Origin of the sequence: Aminobacter sp. HY435, assembly GCF_027568395.1 — a bacterium.
Taxonomy (GTDB): domain Bacteria; phylum Pseudomonadota; class Alphaproteobacteria; order Rhizobiales; family Rhizobiaceae; genus Aminobacter.
In genome coordinates, this window is sequence record NZ_JANKZL010000007.1 from 229,377 (window position 1) to 246,293 (window position 16,917).

The following is a 16,917-nucleotide window of genomic DNA, read 5'->3' on the forward strand; positions in this document are numbered from 1 at the left end:
TCCTCAAGGAGAGGGTAGAGACCATGACCGTCAAATTGTCTTCCGCAACACTTGCGGAATTGCCTCTGCGCGTCCAGCGCCCAGCCTACGACCGCGCCAGGCTCAGGGCCGGCATCCTGCATTTCGGAGTGGGCAATTTCCATCGCTCGCATCAGGCGGTCTATCTCGACGAACTGTTCAATTCAGGGGCCGATCACGACTGGGCCATCGTCGGTGCGGGCGTGCTTGCGGCGGAAGAAGCCGGACGCCAGAAGCTGGCCGAACAGGACTGGCTGACCACCGTCGTAGAGCAGGACAGCGGCCATATGAGCGCGCGCGTCACCGGCGCGATGATCGATTTTATCCGCCCTGGCGACAGCGAAGCCATCGTTGCCCGTCTGGCCGATCCGGATATCCGTATCGTGTCGCTGACCATCACCGAGGGCGGCTACTTCATCGATCCTGCGTCGGGGCTGTTCAATCCGTCTCACCCCCAGATCGTGGCCGACGCAGCCAATATCGCCGCTTCCAGGACGGTGTTCGGATTGATGCTGGCTGGCCTGATGCGCCGAAGGCAGGAAGGGACCGAGCCGTTCACTGTCATGTCCTGCGACAACATCCCCCACAATGGCAGGGTCACGGCGGACGCGCTGGTCGGCCTTGCGGCCTTGGTGGACAGCCAGCTAGCGGCATGGATACGCGACCACGTCGCTTTCCCCAACAGCATGGTCGACCGTATCACGCCCGCAACCACGGACCGCGAGCGCGCGATCCTTTCGGAACAATTCGGCGTCGACGACAACTGGCCGGTATTTTGCGAATCGTTCAGGCAGTGGGTGCTGGAAGACCGGTTTCCAACGGGACGGCCGGCACTTGAACAGGCTGGAGCGCAATTCGTGAAGGATGTCGCCCCGTTCGAACTGATGAAGATCAGGATACTAAATGGCGGACATGCGACCATCGCCTATCCTGCCGGGCTGATGGACATTCACTTCGTCCACGAGGCAATGGAGAATCCACTGGTGCGCGGCTTTCTGGCCAAGCTCGAGCGTGAGGAGATCATGCCGACCGTGCCGCCGGTGCCCGGCGTCGTACTTGAGGAATATTGCCAACTGATCGAACAGCGCTTCGCCAATCCGAAGATCGGCGACACTGTGCGCCGCCTGTGCCTGGATGGCTCGAACAGGCAGCCGAAATTCGTCATCCCGACCATCGCCGACAGGCTGAAAGCGGGCAAGGGCATTGACGGTCTTGCGCTCGAATCCGCGCTCTGGTGCCGCTACTGCCATGGCACGACCGAGTCCGGTGTCGCCATTGAGCCGAACGATCCCAATTGGGATCGCCTGCAAGCCACTGCCCGCAAGGCCAAAGACGATCCGCAGCATTGGCTGACCATGGAGGACATTTACGGTGACGTCGGCAAGAATGCCGCCTTTGCGCTGGCTTTCGGGCGCAGCCTCGCCGATTTGTGGAAGAATGGGACGCCCGCTACCCTTGAACGGTATCTTGCCTGAGTGACCAGATCCGGTGGCCGCCGACGCAAGCTCCGCGCTTGCGTCAATCCGGCTGCCCTTTATATTCGCCGGCAGGTTGGAAACGCTGGCGCTTGTCACCAAGCCGAGAGCGGGAAAGAAAGCGTCCTGAATGGACAAACTGGTCTGCGCGGTCGACGTGGGGACGGGAAGCGCGCGGGCGGGCATCTTCAACCGCGCTGGCCACCTGCTGGGGCGCGCCGAGCACACGATCGCGATGAACCGCTCATCGAGCGGCCATGCCGAGCATGATTCCGAAAACATCTGGTCTGCCGTTTCGGCGTCGGTTCGCGACGCACGCCAGCAAGCGGGAGTTGCGGCGGAGGACATCGCCGGCATTTCGTTCGACGCGACCTGCTCGACGGTATTTCGTGGCTGGAGCGGCGAACAGATCTCAGTATCCGACGATGGCGAGGCTCGTTGGGACACCATCGTCTGGCTCGATCATCGTGCCCTGGCGGAGGCCGACGAATGCACCGCCACCGGGCACGAGGTCTTGAAATATGTCGGTGGCGTGATGTCGCCTGAGATGGCGACGCCCAAGCTGATGTGGGTGAAGCGTCATCGGCCGGAAAGCTGGGCGCGCACCGGCCAGTTGTTCGACCTTGCCGATTTCCTGACCTACAAGGCCTGTGGTTCTCTTGCCCGCTCGCAATGCACGCTGGCCGCCAAATGGACCTATCTCGCCCATGAGCGCGAAGGCTGGCGGCACGATTTCTTTGCTTCGGTCGGCCTCGCGGACTTCTTTGAACATGCCAGCCTGCCAGCAAGGGCAAGTCCGGTCGGCGCGAACCTTGGCTTGCTCACCGAAGACGCCGCGAAGGCGCTTGGACTGACGACGCAATGCCATGTCGGTTCCGGCATGATCGACGCCTTTGCCGGCGCACTCGGCGTGATCGGCGGCATGCCGGGCATCGAGCGCCACCTGGCGCTGATCGCCGGAACCTCAAGCTGCGTCATGGCGATGTCGCCCGAGCCTCGCGCCTTTGCCGGCGGATGGGGTCCGTATTACGGCGCGGCCCTGCCAGGCTTGTGGCTCAGCGAGGGCGGACAGTCGGCCACCGGGGCGCTGCTCGACCACGTCATCCGCTGGCATGGCGCGGGCGGCGAACCCGAAGCCGCCATGCACCAGGCGATCACCGAGCGCATCCTGCAGTTGCGCGCCATCGAAGGCCTCGATCTCGCGGGACGGCTCCACGTGCTGCCGGATTTCCATGGCAACCGCTCGCCGCTTGCGGATCCGCACGCAGTAGGCGTCATCAGTGGGCTGACGCTCGACGCCTCGTTCGACAGCCTATGCAGGCTCTACTGGCGTACCGCGGTCGCGATAGCGCTCGGCACGCGAAATGTGCTCGATGCGCTCAACGGCAATGGCTACGTGATAGACACGCTGCACATCACAGGCGGCCATACCCGCAATCCGCTGCTGATGGAGCTTTATGCCGACGCCACTGCCTGCACTGTCATCGAACCGGTCGGCGGCGACGCCGTATTGCTGGGCACCGCCATGGCGGCCGCTGCGGCGTCGGACATTTATCCGAGCCTAGCCGATGCTTGCATTGCGATGCGGCAGGAAGGCCGGGCGCGTCGTCCCAATCCGGCGGCACGCGCGCGTTTCGACCGCGACTACCGCGTCTTTCTTGAGATGCATCGTCAGCGCCAGGCACTCGACGCACTTGTCTGACCACAGCATCGGCCTGAAAATCGGGAATTGGCACCGCGCAAACCAATTTTCGCTGCGTGCGCAGCCGGATTGGCACCAAACGCGCCTTGGTTAACTCCCTGTTTACCAAGCGTGCATCGGTTCGCCCAATTGGCTAGGGTTGAGAGGGCGCCGCCGCCGCCAGCAAGGTTCTGTTTACCTTTGCGCCATAGCCCAACAACATGCGCAGCTCCAATTTTATCAAAATGCTTCCGATCGCGGTCGTGCTCGCGGTCGCCGGTTGCGCAACCCCGCCCGAGGACATCAACAATCTCTGCGCGGTCTTCCAGCAGCGCGATGGCTGGATCGAAAGTTGGCACACCGATGCCAAGCGGGCCGAACAAAAGTATGGTGTGCCCGTGCATGTGCTGATGGCGACGCTGCGCAAGGAATCAGGTTTCAAGAGCAACGCCCGTCCGCCTCGGACAAAGCTCCTGGGCTTCATACCGTGGAAGCGTCCAAGCACAGCTTATGGTTATTCGCAGGCGCTCGACGGCACCTGGACGCAGTACCAGCGCGAAACCGGCAACTGGTCGGCTCGCCGCACCAGCTTCGCCTCGGCAATCGATTTTGTCGGCTGGTATCATTCCAAAACGGCCCAGACCTATGGCGTTGCCCGCGACGACGCCTATTCGCTCTATCTGGCCTATTATTTCGGCTGGAGCGGCTATGGGCGCGGCGATTGGAAGAACAACAGTTCCATGCAGCGCTACGCGCGTTCGACGGTCTCGATGGCGCAGAGCTACGAGACCCAGATGCGACAATGCCGCCTCTGAGAGTCGGTGTCGGGCGCGCCAGTGGCAAGAAATCTTGCGCTGGCCGTGTCCGAGCGCGTCTCCAGCTAGGCCGATTGCTTGCGGTGCCGCAACAGCATGCCGAACAGATCACGCGGCTCGTCCGGGTCGGCGAGCAGGTCGAGCTCTTCGTAGTGTCTGGTCAGGCGCAACTGGTCGCGGACATAACGAAGCGCTGAAAAGTCCTCGATGGCGAAGCCGACGGAATCAAACAGCGTGATCTGGCCGGCGTCGCTGCGCCCTTGCGCCGCGCCAGTCATCACCTGCCACAGCTCGATGACCGGATAGTCGGCAGGCAACTGCTGGATCTCACCCTCGATACGGGTTTGCGGCGGATACTCCACCACAATCTGCGAGCGCAGCAGGATGTCGCGATGCAGCTCGGTCTTGCCGGGGCAATCGCCGCCAACCGCGTTGATGTGGACCCCGGAGCCGATCATGTTGTCGGTCAGGATCGTCGCGCACTGCTTGTCGGCGGTGACGGTGGTGATGATCTGGGCGCCTTCGACGGCGTCCTGGCCGGTCCTGCAAATTGTGATTTCGAAGCCCTGGCCGGCAAGGTTGCGGGCGCATTTGCGGCTCGCCTCGGGATCGATGTCGTAGAGGCGCAGCTTGTCGATGCCGAGAAGTTGCTTGAAGGCGAGGGCCTGGAACTCGGACTGTGCGCCGTTGCCGATGATCGCCATCGTGTCGGAGCCCTTCGGCGCCAGGTATTTTGCCGCGACCGCCGACGTCGCCGCGGTGCGCAGCGCGGTCAGGATGGTCATTTCGGTGAGCAGCATCGGGTAGCCCGAGCCGACATCGGCCAGCACGCCGAAGGCGGTCACGGTCTGCAGGCCCTCGCGCGTGTTCTTGGGGTGGCCATTGACGTATTTGAAGCCGTAGAGCTGGCCGTCGCTGGTCGGCATCAGCTCGATGACGCCGTCATGGCTGTGCGAGGCCACCCGCGGGGTCTTGTCGAACAGTTCCCAGCGGCGGAAGTCTTCCTCGATATAGCCGGAGAGGTCGCCGAGAAAACGGTCGACGCCGATTTCGAGCACCAGCGTCATCATGTTGTCGACGCTGACGAAAGGCACGATGTTGAGCTTGGGCGCGGTCATCAGAAGCTCCTCGTCGGGCGGTCCATGATGCGGCGGCCCATCAGGCTGGCGGTCAGGTCGACCATCAGGATTGCGGTGCGGCCCCGTTCATCGAGAAACGGGTTGAGCTCGACCAGGTCGAGGCTGGAGACCAGTCCGCTGTCGTGCAGCATTTCCATGGCGAGGTGCGCCTCGCGGAAGGTGGCGCCGCCGGGAACGGTGGTGCCGACGGCAGGTGCGATCGCCGGGTCGAGGAAATCGACGTCGAGGCTGACATGCAGCAGGCCGTTCTCCGCGGCGACCCGTTCGAGGAAGGCGCGCAGCAGCGGCGCCAGCCCATGCTCGTCGATCGAGCGCATGTCATGCACGGTAACGCCCGCCTTGGTCAGCGCCAGCCGCTCGGCCGGATCGACGCTGCGGATGCCGAGCGTGCATACCCGACGCGGATCGACCGTGGCGGCAAGCGCGGGGAAATAGCCCTCGAAGCCGGCAAGGCCGCTGGCATAGGCGAGGGGAACGCCGTGCAGGTTGCCGCTCGCCGTCGTCTCGAGCGTGTGGAAGTCGGGATGGGCGTCAAGCCACAGGACAAACAGCGGCCGGCCCTGTTCGGCGGCGCGACGGGCAACGCCCGACAAGGTGCCGGCGGACATGCTGTGGTCGCCGCCGAGAAAGATCGGCATGGCGTTGTCGCTGGCGGCATAAGCGGCTTCGGCGATAGCCGTTGTCCATGCGACGATCTCGGGCAACGACTTGAGCGCGCTGTTGGCGTGTTTGGGCACCTCGGCCGGACGAGGCTCGACAGTGCCAAGGTCAGTCACGGTATGGCCGAGTTCCAGCAACGCCGCGCCCAGGCCCGCGGTGCGCAGCGCGCTCGGCCCCATCTCGCAGCCCATGCGTCCGGCCCCGTCTTGAACCGGAGCTCCCAGGATCTTGCAGTGCATTCGTCGTCACCCGCCAATTGAGCTTGAAGAGGGCATATTGGACGGGTTCACGCTGGCATTTTGAAGCCATTGAAATGGTGGTTTCGATATGCAAACTGTCCAAATCGGCGGTCAAAATGCGCGGAATGGAACCATCATGGACGATTTGGACAAGCGGCTTGTCACCTTGCTTCGTCACCAGGCGCGCAGCAGCATCTCCGATCTGGCAGTCGATCTCGGTGTTTCCCGTGCCACTGTGCGGGCCCGCATGGAGCGGTTGGAAAAGTCGGGCGACATTGTTGGCTACACTGTCATCCTACGCGCCGACGCTGTCGACCAGGCTGTGCGCGGCATCATGCTGATCGAGATCGAGGGCCATGTTTCGGATCGGGTGATCCGCGCCCTTGGCGGCTTCTCGGAAGTCTCCGAAATTCACACCACCAACGGTCGCTGGGACCTGGTGGTCGAACTGCGGACTTCCACGCTCACCGATCTTGACGCCGTCCTGCGCCGCATCAGGCTGATCCCAGGCATCACAGGCAGCGAAACAAACCTGCTATTGGCCACGCCGCGCAGCACCAAGGCGAAGCTATAGTCAAACGCCCGGACGCGATGGAGGCGCGACACAGGGGTGCGCCAAACCGGCCAACGTTCAGTCCTTGGCCATTTTTTGCCGACGCCCGAGGCTGCCGATGAACGCGTCGAAGGCGGCGATATCGCCGGGTTCGGCTTCCTGGCCGCTGAAGGACAGCAGATAGGCCGGCACATACGAGACCCTGACGTCGAGTGCTTCGTCGACGTCGAGGGTGTAATGGCCAATCTGCATGAAATAGAGCACGCGGGCGCGGATGAAGGCGTTCTTTTCGTCATAGCCGTAGCGCTGGTACATGGCGGTGATTGCATCGATGCGGCGCGTATCCGCTTCGTCGATCACGGCCCGGATCGAGGGATCGCGTCGCGCCCAGATGCGGACGGCAATGTCGAGCTGCGGGTCGAACAGCCGGTCGTCGATCCAGCATTGGAACACGTTGAGGATCGCGCGGTTGATGTTTGGCGCCGGTCTCAAGGCGTGATCGACCACCGGATCGGTGTTGCTGCGCAGCCAGTTCTGCAGCAGCTGTTCGTGCAGGTCTCCCAGGCTCTCGAAGAACCAGTAGAAACTGGAGCGGGAGACGTTCAGCTTCCTGGCCATGACCTGGATCTTGACCTGGTCGATGCCGTCCTCGACCAGCGTCTTGATCGCCAGGTTGAGCCAGTCCTGCTTCGACGTCCGCGACGATCCCTCGATTGCCGCTTCTTCGACCGGTTTCATGTCCTCCCCTGAAGCGGCTGCCTTCCGTTCTTTTTGTGGCATGGTCCGTCTTCCCCTTTTTGACCCTTATACGGTCGGCGTCAGGCCCTTGGCAGCGAATTTTTCGTCACGTCGAAGTCGCCAGACTTTTATGACATAGAAATGTACATCTATGTCTAGACAGGCGTGATATTGCCTGTAATGTTGCCGCCTAACGCACAGGCAACCTCGCCAAGCCGTTGGATTTTCTGGCCGGTGCACCGTGTGTGCCCGGGCGGAGGAGGTGCGTCTGGCGTGTGCCGAGTTGGCCCTTGGAGGAGAGCCCATGGAGCGAGATTTCCGTTCGTCGCCCGAGTTCACGGCGACCTTGAAGCTGTACGGAGCGCTGCTTGCGCCGGGCGGGCACATATACAGCGGTCGCGCGCTGTGCGGGCACGAGAATGTTCCGCATTTGCACTTCATCGGGCAGAGCTTCGAGGGCGGTCTCGAATATGGCGTGAGCAACAGGCTTTGCCGCGTCGCGCGCAATGGTGGCGCGATCGAGCGCCTGAATGAACGGGACACCCGTCAGATAAGGCTTTCGCCCGCGGGCGACGCACTGGCGGTGGCTTGTGCCGGCGACGACGCTGCAGCCGACCGGATCGAGATCTGGTCGGACGGCCGCTGCCTGAAGACGCGGACCGTTGCCGGACGGATCGAGCAGATCGACTGGTCGGCGGACGGATCGAAGCTGCTGATGGTGGTGGCGGGCACGGCCGCCGATCTTGCCGGCATTCATGGCGGTTTCGCCCAGAAGCAGAAGTCGGATGCGCCAGCATGGATTCCGGAAGTCCGCTCCGACGAAGGCGGCGAACTGTGGCGTACGATCTGGACCTGGGACGGCGAGGGCGAGCCGCGTCAGCTCACGGCGGCACCCTTGAATGTGTGGGAAGCAAGCTGGTGCGGCGACGGTTCGATCGCGGCGATATCAAGCGACCATCACAGCGAGGGCAGTTGGTATCGGGCGGTCCTTTCTCTCGTCGATTCGACCACCGGCGTTGCAACGACGAAATACAGTCCGCCCGACCAGATCGGCTGCGTCAGGGCTTCGCCCGATGGCGGCAAGATCGCATTTGTCAAAGCGTTCTGCAGCGACCGCGGCATCGTCTATGGCCAGCTCTGCCTGCTCGACCCACGCAGTGGAGCGGTCGAGGTGCTGGACAGCCGGGGCGCCGACGTGACCTCGGTCGAATGGCGTTCGCCGTCCGTCATCCACTTCGCCGGCCTTCGCGGTCACGAAACGGTGGCGGGCGACTACGATCTGACGCGCTCGACAGCGACTGAAAGCTGGGCGTCCAGAGATATGGCCCATGGCGAGTGGGTTCCGGCCTCGTTCCCGCTAGGCGCAGGAAGCTGCCTGTTCGTCGGTGAGGCCTATGCGCGGGCGCCGTTCCTGGCAGAAGCGTCCGCCGCCGGCGTGCGCGAGGTGGTAACGCTGGCTGCGCCCGAAGCGGAGCAGGCAATGTCGCCTTGCGGCTCCGTCGAGCCATTCACCTGGACAGCGCCCGATGGGTTGGAGATGCAGGGCTGGGTGGTACGCCCCCGCGACATCAAGGGGCCGACACCGCTTCTGGTCGATGTCCATGGCGGTCCGATCTCCGCGCACCGCAATCGCTGGATGGGGCGGATGCGCACGACGCCCATGCTCGTCAGCCTCGGCTGGACGGTTTTCTACCCCAATCCGCGTGGCAGTACCGGCAGGGGCGACGCTTTTGCCCGCGCCGTCAAGGGCGACATGGGCGGCGCCGACGTGCTCGACATCATCAGCGGCGTCGACGCGCTGGTGGCAAAGGGCTGGGCGGACGACGCCAAGGTCGCCGTGACAGGAACCAGCTATGGCGGCTTCATGTCGGCCTGGCTGCCGTCGCAGAGCGATCGCTTCGCCGCGGCGATCCCTTTGTCGCCTGTCGGCAACTGGTACAGCCAGCACCGCACGACGCAGATCCCCGAATTCGACGAGATCATGCTTGATGCCTCGCCCTGGGCGGAAGCGGGGGCCTATTTCGAGCGCAGCCCGGCCTTCTTCAAGCACAAGAAGAAGGTGCCGACGCTGGTGATGGCCGGCGGCATCGACCGCAGCACCCCGGCGGGCCAGGCGGAGGAATGCTACTTCGCTGCCGTCAGGTCGGGCTCGCCTGCCGAGCTCGTCATCTATCCCAACGCCGGGCACAGCATGCGCAGCTACCCGGAATATTTCGACAGCGCTGCCCGCATCCTGTGGTGGCTCGATACATACGTGCATAACGCCGCCTGAACAGGCGGCAAGAAGGGGGAACATCATGGCCACGAATGCAAAACGCGAGCGGATCGTCGTTGTCGGCGGCGGCATCATCGGTTGCTGCACCGCCTACCACCTGCTGAAGGCAGGCGCCGACGTCACCATCGTCGAGGCCGGCGAACTCGCCAAGGCGACCAGCGGCGCAGGCGCCGGTTTCGTGTCGCACTGGTCTGCCGGCATGATCCCGCTTGGCGAGGAGGGGTTCAAGCTCCAGCAATACGGGCTCGACTTCTACAAGGCACTGAGCGAGCTCGGCGACGAAATCGGCTACCGTCCCAACGGCACGCTGATCATGGCGCTGACGGAAGAAGGTCGCGAAGAATTCGTACGTCCTGTGCTGGACTCGCCTTATGCGCCGGCCGAAATGCAGGACCTCAACGCGGCCGAGATTGGCGAGAAGATGCAGGGCCTGATCGACCCGTCGAAGGTCCACTCGGGCGCCTACAACCCTCATGGCATCCAGTTCGACACGACGCTGGGCCTGCGTGCGCTGGCTGGCGAAATCGCCAGGCTGGGCGGTACGTTCCGGGACCATACGAAGGTCGTTGGCATTGAAGATGCCGGCAACGGCGTGACGATCGAGACCGACAAGGGCACGTTGCAGGCCGATGGCGTGGTGATCGCCGCGGGCGCCTGGAACAACGAGCTGCTTGAGACGCTCGGCTGGAAACTGCCGCTGCTCCGGGTGCTCGCAACCCGCATCGTCACCGACAGCCGTGGCCTGCCGTCGACCATCCCGACCGTCCAGTGCCGCGAACTGGGCCTTTGGCTGCGCGAAACCTTTGGCGCCATCATGTGGGGAACGGGTGGGCACTACCACTCTTATCACAAGCTCAGCGACGCATGGATTGCGCCCGGACAGCCGCACAAGCCTGACCTGATGCAGGCCATGGCCGATGGCGATCTCGCGCGTCTGCAAGAAATCTTCCCGCCGCTGCGCGGATCGAAGATCTCGAACTGGGCGCAGGGCGTGCCCTGCTACACCCCCGACCGTGGCCTGCTGGTCGGCCGCGTCCCCGGCACGGCCAATGTCGTTGCTGTGGGCGGTGACAACGAAAGCGGCGTGAGCCATGGCCCGGGCCTTGGCCGCCTGTCGGCAGAACTGATCCTCGGCCAGAAACCTTTCGTCGATCCGACCCGCTTTCGTCTCGAGCGGTTCGAGAAGGACACCTTCGCCACCGAAGCGGAGGTCGAAGCAGCCATGCCGAAATGGTCGCGCAGGAGGCGTGAGGGGCATTTCGCGGATGCGCAGCGTGCGTGAAGCGCAAAGCCGCCGTCCGGTTGCCTTGAATATGCTGGTCTACGGTGAAGGGCCGGGAGCACGGTACGGATGAGCGCGCCGGGCAACGACCAGATAGCGACCTCAGCAGGGCGCTCGAACAACCTGCTCGCAAGGCTGATCCTGCGCCGCATCCTGCTTGGCTTCGGGCTGCTGCTGGCGGCCTCGATGCTGGTCTATGGCGGGGTCGAGATGCTGCCGGGCGATTTCGCCGCGACCTATCTCGGGCGCGACGCGACACCGGAATCGGTCGAGCATGTGCGCAAGGAACTGGGCCTCGACCGCCCGATGATCCAGCGCTACGGCGAATGGCTGGGGGGCATCGTCCAGGGTGATTTCGGAACCTCGTGGTCCAACCACAACTCGGTCGCCGAGCAGCTTTGGAAACGCCTGGGCAATTCGATGCTGCTTGCCGTTGCCTCAGCAGCAATCGCGGTTCCGTTGGCGCTCGGCCTTGGCATGATCGCAGTGCGCTACCGCAACCGCTTTCCCGACCGCGCCATCAGCATCCTGTCGCTTGCCGCGGTGTCGTTGCCCGAGTTTTTCATCGGTTACCTGCTCATCCAGTTCTTTACCGTCCAGCTCGGCGTCGCGGCCTTTCCAGCGACCGTTTATGACGGGATGAGCCTTGGCGAACGGCTTTCGGCCATCGCCTTGCCGGTGCTGACGCTGGTCGTCGCGGTGTTGGCTCACATGATGCGCATGACGCGATCGGCGATCCTCAACGTCATGTCGTCGCCCTATGTGGAAACCGCCGAACTAAAGGGACTTTCGGCGCTGCGCATCATTGCCGAACACGCCGCGCCCAATGCCGTGGCGCCCATCGTCACGGTGATTGCGCTGAACCTTGCAGCGCTCGTGGTCGGCGTCGTCGTCATCGAAGTGGTGTTCGTCTACCCAGGCATCGGCCAATACATGGTGGATGCCGTGACGGTGCGCGACATGCCCGTTGTCCAGGCCTGCGGACTGATTTTCGCGGCCATCTATATCGTACTCAACCTGTTGGCCGACATCGTTTCGATCCTGGCGAACCCACGCTTGAGGCATCCGCGATGAGACTGAAATCGATGCCCATAAGTGCACGCGTGGGCGCGGCGGGGATTCTGGTCGTTGTGGCCTGCGCAGTCTTTGCGCCGCTGATCGCGCCCTACGATCAGAGCGCCATCGTCGGTGAAGTCTGGGCCCCGATGGGTGGAGACTTCCTGCTTGGTACCGACAGCCTCGGTCGCGATCTCCTGTCGCGCCTGATCTTTGGTGCGCGCGCCACGCTCTTCGTCGCCCTGGCCGCCACCATGCTGTCATTCGCCATCGGGATGCTGCTCAGTTTCACCGCAGTCGTCAGCGGCGGCGTGGTCGATCAGCTGCTGTCGCGGTTCAACGACCTGATGATGTCCGTCCCAGGGCTGATCCTGGCGCTTGTCGTGCTCGCGGTGCTGCCGCAAGGCACCCTGATCCTCATCCTGGTCATGGCTGCGATCGACTCGACGCGCGTCTACCGCATCGGCCGGGCAGTCGCGCTCGACGTCAGCGTCATGGATTTTGTCGAGGCCGCCTGGCTGCGTGGCGAAGGCAAGCTGTGGATCATCTTCCGCGAAATCCTGCCCAATACCCTGGCACCCCTGCTGGGCGAGTTCGGGTTGCGTTTTGCTTACTCCATCCTGTTCCTCGCGACCCTGTCGTTTCTGGGCCTTGGCATCCAGCCGCCGGCCGCCGACTGGGGCGGCATGGTCAAGGACAACAAGGACGGCATCATTTTCGGCGTTTCGGCCTCGCTCATTCCCGGTGCCGCGATCGCCGGCCTGGTGATCTCGGTCAATCTGGTCGTCGACTGGATGATCAATTCCACCGCGAGCCTCAAGGGAGGGCGTGGCGATGCGTGAGATGCTCTCGGTCCGGGATCTGCGCATCGAGGTGCGCGCGCACCAGGCTGATGGATCGGCCAGCGACCTGGTGCTGGTAGATGACGTCTCCTTCGATGTTGGAAAAGGCAAGGTCCTTGGCCTGATCGGTGAATCCGGTGCTGGCAAGTCGACCATCGGCCTGTCGACGCTGGCCTATGGCCGTGGTGGCGTGCGCATTTCAGGCGGCCAGGTGCTGCTCGATGGCGTTGACGTGACGGCCCTGTCGCCGGGCGGCGTGCGCACCATTCGCGGCGCGCGCGTGGCTTATGTCGCGCAATCGGCCGCCGCCGCCTTCAATCCCGCTCACAAGCTGGGACGGCAGGTCATCGAGGCGACCGTGCGGCATGGCCTCATGACGCAGCCGGAAGCCAAGAAGCGCGCCCAGTACCTGTTCAAGGTGCTCGGCCTTCCCGAACCGGAGCGCTTTGGCGAACGCTACCCGCACCAGGTCTCTGGTGGTCAGCTGCAGCGTGCCATGACCGCCATGGCGCTCTGTGCCAGGCCCGAACTCATAGTCTTCGACGAGCCGACCACCGCACTCGACGTGACCACCCAGATCGAGGTTTTGGCAGCAATCAAGCACGCGATCTCCGAGACCGGAACAGCCGCGCTCTACATCACGCACGACCTCGCTGTCGTCGCCCAGGTCGCCGACGACATCATGGTGCTCAGGCACGGCAAGACGGTGGAATATGGCCCGACCCGGCAGATCATCGAGACGCCGCGCGAGGACTACACCAAGGCCTTGGTGAGCATTCGCCAGGCCGTGCGCGAGCCTGTCCGCAAGGCCGAGGAAGAGCTGCTGAAAATCGAAGGGCTGACGGCCGGCTATTCGAGCATGACTGTCCTGCACGACGTGTCGCTGTCGCTGCCGAAAGGCCAGACATTGGCTGTGGTCGGCGAGTCCGGATCGGGAAAATCGACCCTGGCGCGCGTCGTCACCGGGCTGCTCCCGCCGCGTCAGGGCACCGTCACGTTCAAGGGTGAAAGGCTGCCGCCCGCCCGCAAGGAACGTACGCTCGAGCAACTGCGCCGCGTCCAGATGATCTACCAGATGGCCGACACGGCGATGAACCCGCGCCAGAAGGTCAGCGATATCATTGGCCGGCCGCTGACCCTCTATTTTGGCCTCAGGGGAGCTGCGCGAACCTCACGGGTCACTGAACTGCTTGGCCAGATCGAGATGGGTCCGCAGTTTCTCGACCGCTATCCGGCCGAGCTGTCCGGCGGGCAGAAACAGCGTGTCGCCATCGCCCGCGCCTTGGCGGCCGAACCGGAATTGATCCTGTGCGATGAGCCGACTTCCGCGCTCGATCCGCTGGTGGCTGAGGGCATTCTGAAGCTGCTGATGCGGCTGCAGGAGGCGACAGCCGTTTCCTACCTGTTCATCACCCACGACATCGCCATCGTGCGGGCGATCGCCGATCGCGTCGCGGTCATGCATCGCGGCCGCATCGTTCGTCAGGGCGACAAGGCGTCCGTCCTTGCACCACCCTACGACGACTACACCGAAAAGCTCTTGAGCTCGGTGCCCGAAATGCAAATCGGCTGGCTGGAGCGCGTCCTTGCCGGGCGCGCTCTGGTTCCGGCTGCCTGACTGATCTCTAAGAAGGGGGAATGGAAATGAAGAAATCGAACTTGATCGGCATGGACCTTGCGGCCAACAGGCGTGACTTCCTGAAGGGCACGATCGGGGCTGGCCTTCTGCTGGGCGGGCTCGCCGGTGCAGCCCATGCGCAAGCGGCGGCAACGCCGAAAAAGGGCGGCACCCTCAAGCTGGGCATCGATGGCGCTGCCACGACCGACACGCTTGACCCTGCAAAGGTGATCGGCTCCTTCGCCTTCCTGGTCGCGCGCACGATCGGCGATACGCTGGTCACCAGCGATCCTGCCACCGGCAAGGCCCTCCCGGGCATCGCCTCCAGCTGGGAATCCAGCAACCAGTCCAAGGACTGGGTGTTCAAGGTCCGCAACGACATCACCTTCCACAACGGCAAGAAGCTGACCGCGGAGGATTGCGCCCAGACGATCCGCCGCCACATGAAGGAAGAGTCGGGTTCCGGTGCGCGGGGCATGATCGCCTCCATCGAGACCGTCGAGGCCAAGGGTGAGGAGCTCCACGTCAGGCTCTCGGAGAGCAATGTCGACCTGCCGCTGGTCTTCACCATCCACCTGCTGATGATCCAGCCGAATGGCGGCATGGACAATCCTGCCGAAGGCGTCGGCACCGGCCCCTACAAGCTCGTCAGCTTCGAGCCGGGCGTGCGTGCCGTGTTCGAGAAGAACGTCAATGACTGGCAGGACCGCGGTTACGTCGACAGCGTCGAGATGATCGCCATGAACGACGCCACCGCGCGCATAGCGGCGATTTCGGCGGGACGCGTTCACTTCATCAATGCCGTCAGCCCCAAGACCGTGACGCTGCTGAAGCGCGCGCAAAACGTCACGATTCTCAACGCACCGAGCCGCGGCCACTACACGCTGCCGATGCTCGTCGACACTGCGCCCTTCGACAACAACGACCTGCGTCTGGCGTTGAAATATGCTATCGACCGCGAGGCCATGCTGCAGACGACCCTCGGCGGCTTCGGCACCATCGGCAACGACTTCCCGATCAACGCCACCTATCCCAACTTCCCGTCCGACATCGAGCAGCGGGCCTACGATCCGGACAAGGCCGCCTTCCATTTCAAGAAGTCCGGCCATGACGGTCCGGTCGTGCTGCGCACGTCCGACGGCACGTTCCCCGGCGCAGTGGACGCAGCCATCCTCTACCAGGAGAACGCCAAGAAGGCCGGCATCCAGATCGAGGTCAAGCGCGAGCCGGCTGACGGCTACTGGAACAATATCTGGCGCAAGGCCCCGTTCTGCATGTCCTACTACGGCAGCCGCCTGACCCAGGACCTGATGTATGCCACCGAGCACCTGGCGGGTTCGCCGGCCAACGAGACCAACTTCAATCGTCCGGACTTCGACAAGCTCATCAAGGAAGCGCGCGTCGTCGAAGACGAGGCAAAGCGCGCGGAACTGTATCGTGCTGCCGCACTGATGGTGCGCGACGAAGGCGGCTCGATCATTCCGGTGTTCAACAACAACATCAACGCCGCGACATCAGCTCTAAAGGGCTATACCGAGGACGTCGGCAACGACATGTCGAACGGCTATGTGGCGTCGCGCGTCTGGCTCGAGGCCTAGGTCGGCTGCCTGCACAAAGGAGGGTGCTCCGGTTTTCGGAGCGCGCCTTTCGTGGCGCGATTGACCGACGCACAATGGGGCTCGGCCATCATGACAAATGGCCGAGCCCTGCCGGATTGGTACGCAGGCATGACAGTGCGTGCGCGGCCGTCGACGCACAGGTCAACGCCAGTGTGCCTGCTGCCGTAATCCAAGTCAGCGCGCCGCCAGGAACGGCAACGCCGGCTTTGAAGGGGCCGTCCCACCCGGTGCGGGCGACCGGGCGATCTACGCAGGAGCAATGCTTCAAGCAGAAGATCGTACGCTGTCGGTTATGAGTTTCACGCCAAGCGCTCCAACCACCATTCCTGCAGCGCGGTCGATCCAGATCTTAGATCGCAGATAGGCAGCCTTCGGTCCACGCGATGAGAAACCCAGCGCGACGATGGTGTACCATAAAAATTCGTTGAGGAAGAGCAGCGGCGGCAAAGCAAGCAACATCCAGGATGGCGTCGGCGATGGCAAAAGCGCGGCGAACATCGAAGCATAGAAAACTGCTGTCTTTGGGTTGGACAGTTGCACCAAGAGTCCTCGTGTCAGGGACTTCCAAAGTGTGCTTGGCCGTCCAGCCGCCGTCTCGGCAACCTCAATCGGTTCTGGCGCGGCGCGCCAGATATTGATGCCCAGCCAAACCAAGTAGGCTCCTCCGGTCAGCCGTAGCGCAATGTTAAGCCATTCAACTTGCAGCAGGATCGCCGTCAGGCCCGCGACCGCGACGCAGGCGAAAACAAAGCCGCCTATACCCATGCCCAACGCTGCCATTATGCCATCTGCACGCGAACTGGAAATCGCGATCCGCGAAACCACCACAAAGCTAGGGCCCGGGCTGATGGCCCCGAGCAGGAACACCCCGAGGATGGAGAACAGGATTGCAAGTTCATGCACGACG

General features: G+C 63.4%; 14 protein-coding genes. 10 read left to right on the forward strand and 4 right to left on the reverse strand.

What is annotated here, in order from left to right; genetic code table 11:
- Window positions 1-23 precede the first annotated feature (23 nt).
- The 3 genes from PCJ21_RS12440 (at window position 24) to PCJ21_RS12450 (ending at window position 3,989) form a co-directional block, all read left to right on the forward strand.
- A complete protein-coding gene (locus tag PCJ21_RS12440) occupies window positions 24-1,493 on the forward strand; it encodes a mannitol dehydrogenase family protein (protein ID WP_269931717.1) in 1,470 nt (489 codons plus the stop codon).
- Between the two features lie 130 nt (window positions 1,494-1,623).
- Window positions 1,624-3,195 (forward strand): FGGY-family carbohydrate kinase, encoded by a 1,572-nt coding sequence (locus PCJ21_RS12445; RefSeq protein WP_269931718.1) that lies wholly within the window; start codon window positions 1,624-1,626, stop codon window positions 3,193-3,195.
- Window positions 3,196-3,395: 200 nt separating this feature from the next.
- Window positions 3,396-3,989 carry a transglycosylase SLT domain-containing protein gene (locus tag PCJ21_RS12450; protein ID WP_269931719.1) on the forward strand — a complete coding sequence of 198 codons (594 nt, stop codon included), beginning with the start codon at window positions 3,396-3,398 and terminating at the stop codon, window positions 3,987-3,989.
- 65 nt (window positions 3,990-4,054) lie between these two features.
- On the opposite strand, the gene PCJ21_RS12455 is transcribed toward PCJ21_RS12450, so the two are convergent.
- Complete coding sequence (locus tag PCJ21_RS12455; protein ID WP_269931720.1) at window positions 4,055-5,107, reverse strand: ornithine cyclodeaminase; 1,053 nt, start codon at window positions 5,105-5,107, stop codon at window positions 4,055-4,057.
- Complete coding sequence (gene rocF / locus PCJ21_RS12460; RefSeq protein ID WP_269931721.1) at window positions 5,107-6,027, reverse strand: arginase; 921 nt, start codon at window positions 6,025-6,027, stop codon at window positions 5,107-5,109. Before rocF ends, PCJ21_RS12455 begins: the two co-directional genes overlap by 1 nt.
- A gap of 136 nt (window positions 6,028-6,163) precedes the next feature.
- Between rocF and PCJ21_RS12465 the strand changes: the two genes are divergently transcribed.
- Window positions 6,164-6,601, forward strand: coding sequence for an Lrp/AsnC family transcriptional regulator (locus PCJ21_RS12465; protein ID WP_269931722.1), 438 nt, complete (start codon window positions 6,164-6,166; stop codon window positions 6,599-6,601).
- 57 nt (window positions 6,602-6,658) lie between these two features.
- Here PCJ21_RS12465 and PCJ21_RS12470 read toward each other — a convergent pair whose 3' ends face one another.
- Window positions 6,659-7,318, reverse strand: coding sequence for a TetR/AcrR family transcriptional regulator (locus tag PCJ21_RS12470; RefSeq protein ID WP_269931723.1), 660 nt, complete (start codon window positions 7,316-7,318; stop codon window positions 6,659-6,661).
- Between the two features lie 304 nt (window positions 7,319-7,622).
- Between PCJ21_RS12470 and PCJ21_RS12475 the strand changes: the two genes are divergently transcribed.
- The 6 genes from PCJ21_RS12475 to PCJ21_RS12500 all read left to right on the forward strand — a co-directional run bounded on the left by PCJ21_RS12475 (window position 7,623) and on the right by PCJ21_RS12500 (window position 15,989).
- Window positions 7,623-9,590 carry an alpha/beta hydrolase family protein gene (locus PCJ21_RS12475; protein WP_269931724.1) on the forward strand — a complete coding sequence of 656 codons (1,968 nt, stop codon included), beginning with the start codon at window positions 7,623-7,625 and terminating at the stop codon, window positions 9,588-9,590.
- A 25-nt stretch (window positions 9,591-9,615) separates the two neighbouring features.
- The gene (locus tag PCJ21_RS12480; protein WP_269931725.1) at window positions 9,616-10,875 is read left to right on the forward strand and encodes an NAD(P)/FAD-dependent oxidoreductase; all 1,260 of its coding nucleotides are present in this window, start codon (window positions 9,616-9,618) and stop codon (window positions 10,873-10,875) included.
- Between the two features lie 69 nt (window positions 10,876-10,944).
- Window positions 10,945-11,949 (forward strand): ABC transporter permease, encoded by a 1,005-nt coding sequence (locus tag PCJ21_RS12485; RefSeq protein WP_269931726.1) that lies wholly within the window; start codon window positions 10,945-10,947, stop codon window positions 11,947-11,949.
- Window positions 11,946-12,773 (forward strand): ABC transporter permease, encoded by an 828-nt coding sequence (locus PCJ21_RS12490; protein ID WP_269931727.1) that lies wholly within the window; start codon window positions 11,946-11,948, stop codon window positions 12,771-12,773. The genes PCJ21_RS12485 and PCJ21_RS12490 overlap by 4 nt, the downstream gene beginning before the upstream one ends.
- Window positions 12,766-14,391, forward strand: coding sequence for an ABC transporter ATP-binding protein (locus PCJ21_RS12495; protein WP_269931728.1), 1,626 nt, complete (start codon window positions 12,766-12,768; stop codon window positions 14,389-14,391). Before PCJ21_RS12490 ends, PCJ21_RS12495 begins: the two co-directional genes overlap by 8 nt.
- A gap of 26 nt (window positions 14,392-14,417) precedes the next feature.
- Complete coding sequence (locus tag PCJ21_RS12500; protein WP_269931729.1) at window positions 14,418-15,989, forward strand: ABC transporter substrate-binding protein; 1,572 nt, start codon at window positions 14,418-14,420, stop codon at window positions 15,987-15,989.
- A 285-nt stretch (window positions 15,990-16,274) separates the two neighbouring features.
- Here PCJ21_RS12500 and PCJ21_RS12505 read toward each other — a convergent pair whose 3' ends face one another.
- A complete protein-coding gene (locus tag PCJ21_RS12505) occupies window positions 16,275-16,913 on the reverse strand; it encodes a LysE family translocator (RefSeq protein WP_269931730.1) in 639 nt (212 codons plus the stop codon).
- Between the last annotated feature and the right edge of the window lie 4 nt (window positions 16,914-16,917).

Bases quoted from the DNA above. Each gene is read 5' to 3' on its own strand.
- PCJ21_RS12440 (WP_269931717.1), top strand. From the start codon at position 24: ATGACCGTCAAATTGTCTTCCGCAACACTTGCGGAATTGCCTCTGCGC.
- PCJ21_RS12490 (WP_269931727.1), top strand. From the start codon at position 11,946: ATGAGACTGAAATCGATGCCCATAAGTGCACGCGTGGGCGCGGCGGGG.
- PCJ21_RS12455 (WP_269931720.1), bottom strand. From the start codon at position 5,107: ATGACCGCGCCCAAGCTCAACATCGTGCCTTTCGTCAGCGTCGACAAC.
- PCJ21_RS12500 (WP_269931729.1), top strand. From the start codon at position 14,418: ATGAAGAAATCGAACTTGATCGGCATGGACCTTGCGGCCAACAGGCGT.
- PCJ21_RS12470 (WP_269931723.1), bottom strand. From the start codon at position 7,318: ATGAAACCGGTCGAAGAAGCGGCAATCGAGGGATCGTCGCGGACGTCG.
- PCJ21_RS12465 (WP_269931722.1), top strand. From the start codon at position 6,164: ATGGACGATTTGGACAAGCGGCTTGTCACCTTGCTTCGTCACCAGGCG.
- PCJ21_RS12485 (WP_269931726.1), top strand. From the start codon at position 10,945: ATGAGCGCGCCGGGCAACGACCAGATAGCGACCTCAGCAGGGCGCTCG.
- PCJ21_RS12495 (WP_269931728.1), top strand. From the start codon at position 12,766: ATGCGTGAGATGCTCTCGGTCCGGGATCTGCGCATCGAGGTGCGCGCG.
- PCJ21_RS12445 (WP_269931718.1), top strand. From the start codon at position 1,624: ATGGACAAACTGGTCTGCGCGGTCGACGTGGGGACGGGAAGCGCGCGG.
- PCJ21_RS12475 (WP_269931724.1), top strand. From the start codon at position 7,623: ATGGAGCGAGATTTCCGTTCGTCGCCCGAGTTCACGGCGACCTTGAAG.
- PCJ21_RS12450 (WP_269931719.1), top strand. From the start codon at position 3,396: ATGCGCAGCTCCAATTTTATCAAAATGCTTCCGATCGCGGTCGTGCTC.
- rocF (WP_269931721.1), bottom strand. From the start codon at position 6,027: ATGCACTGCAAGATCCTGGGAGCTCCGGTTCAAGACGGGGCCGGACGC.
- PCJ21_RS12480 (WP_269931725.1), top strand. From the start codon at position 9,616: ATGGCCACGAATGCAAAACGCGAGCGGATCGTCGTTGTCGGCGGCGGC.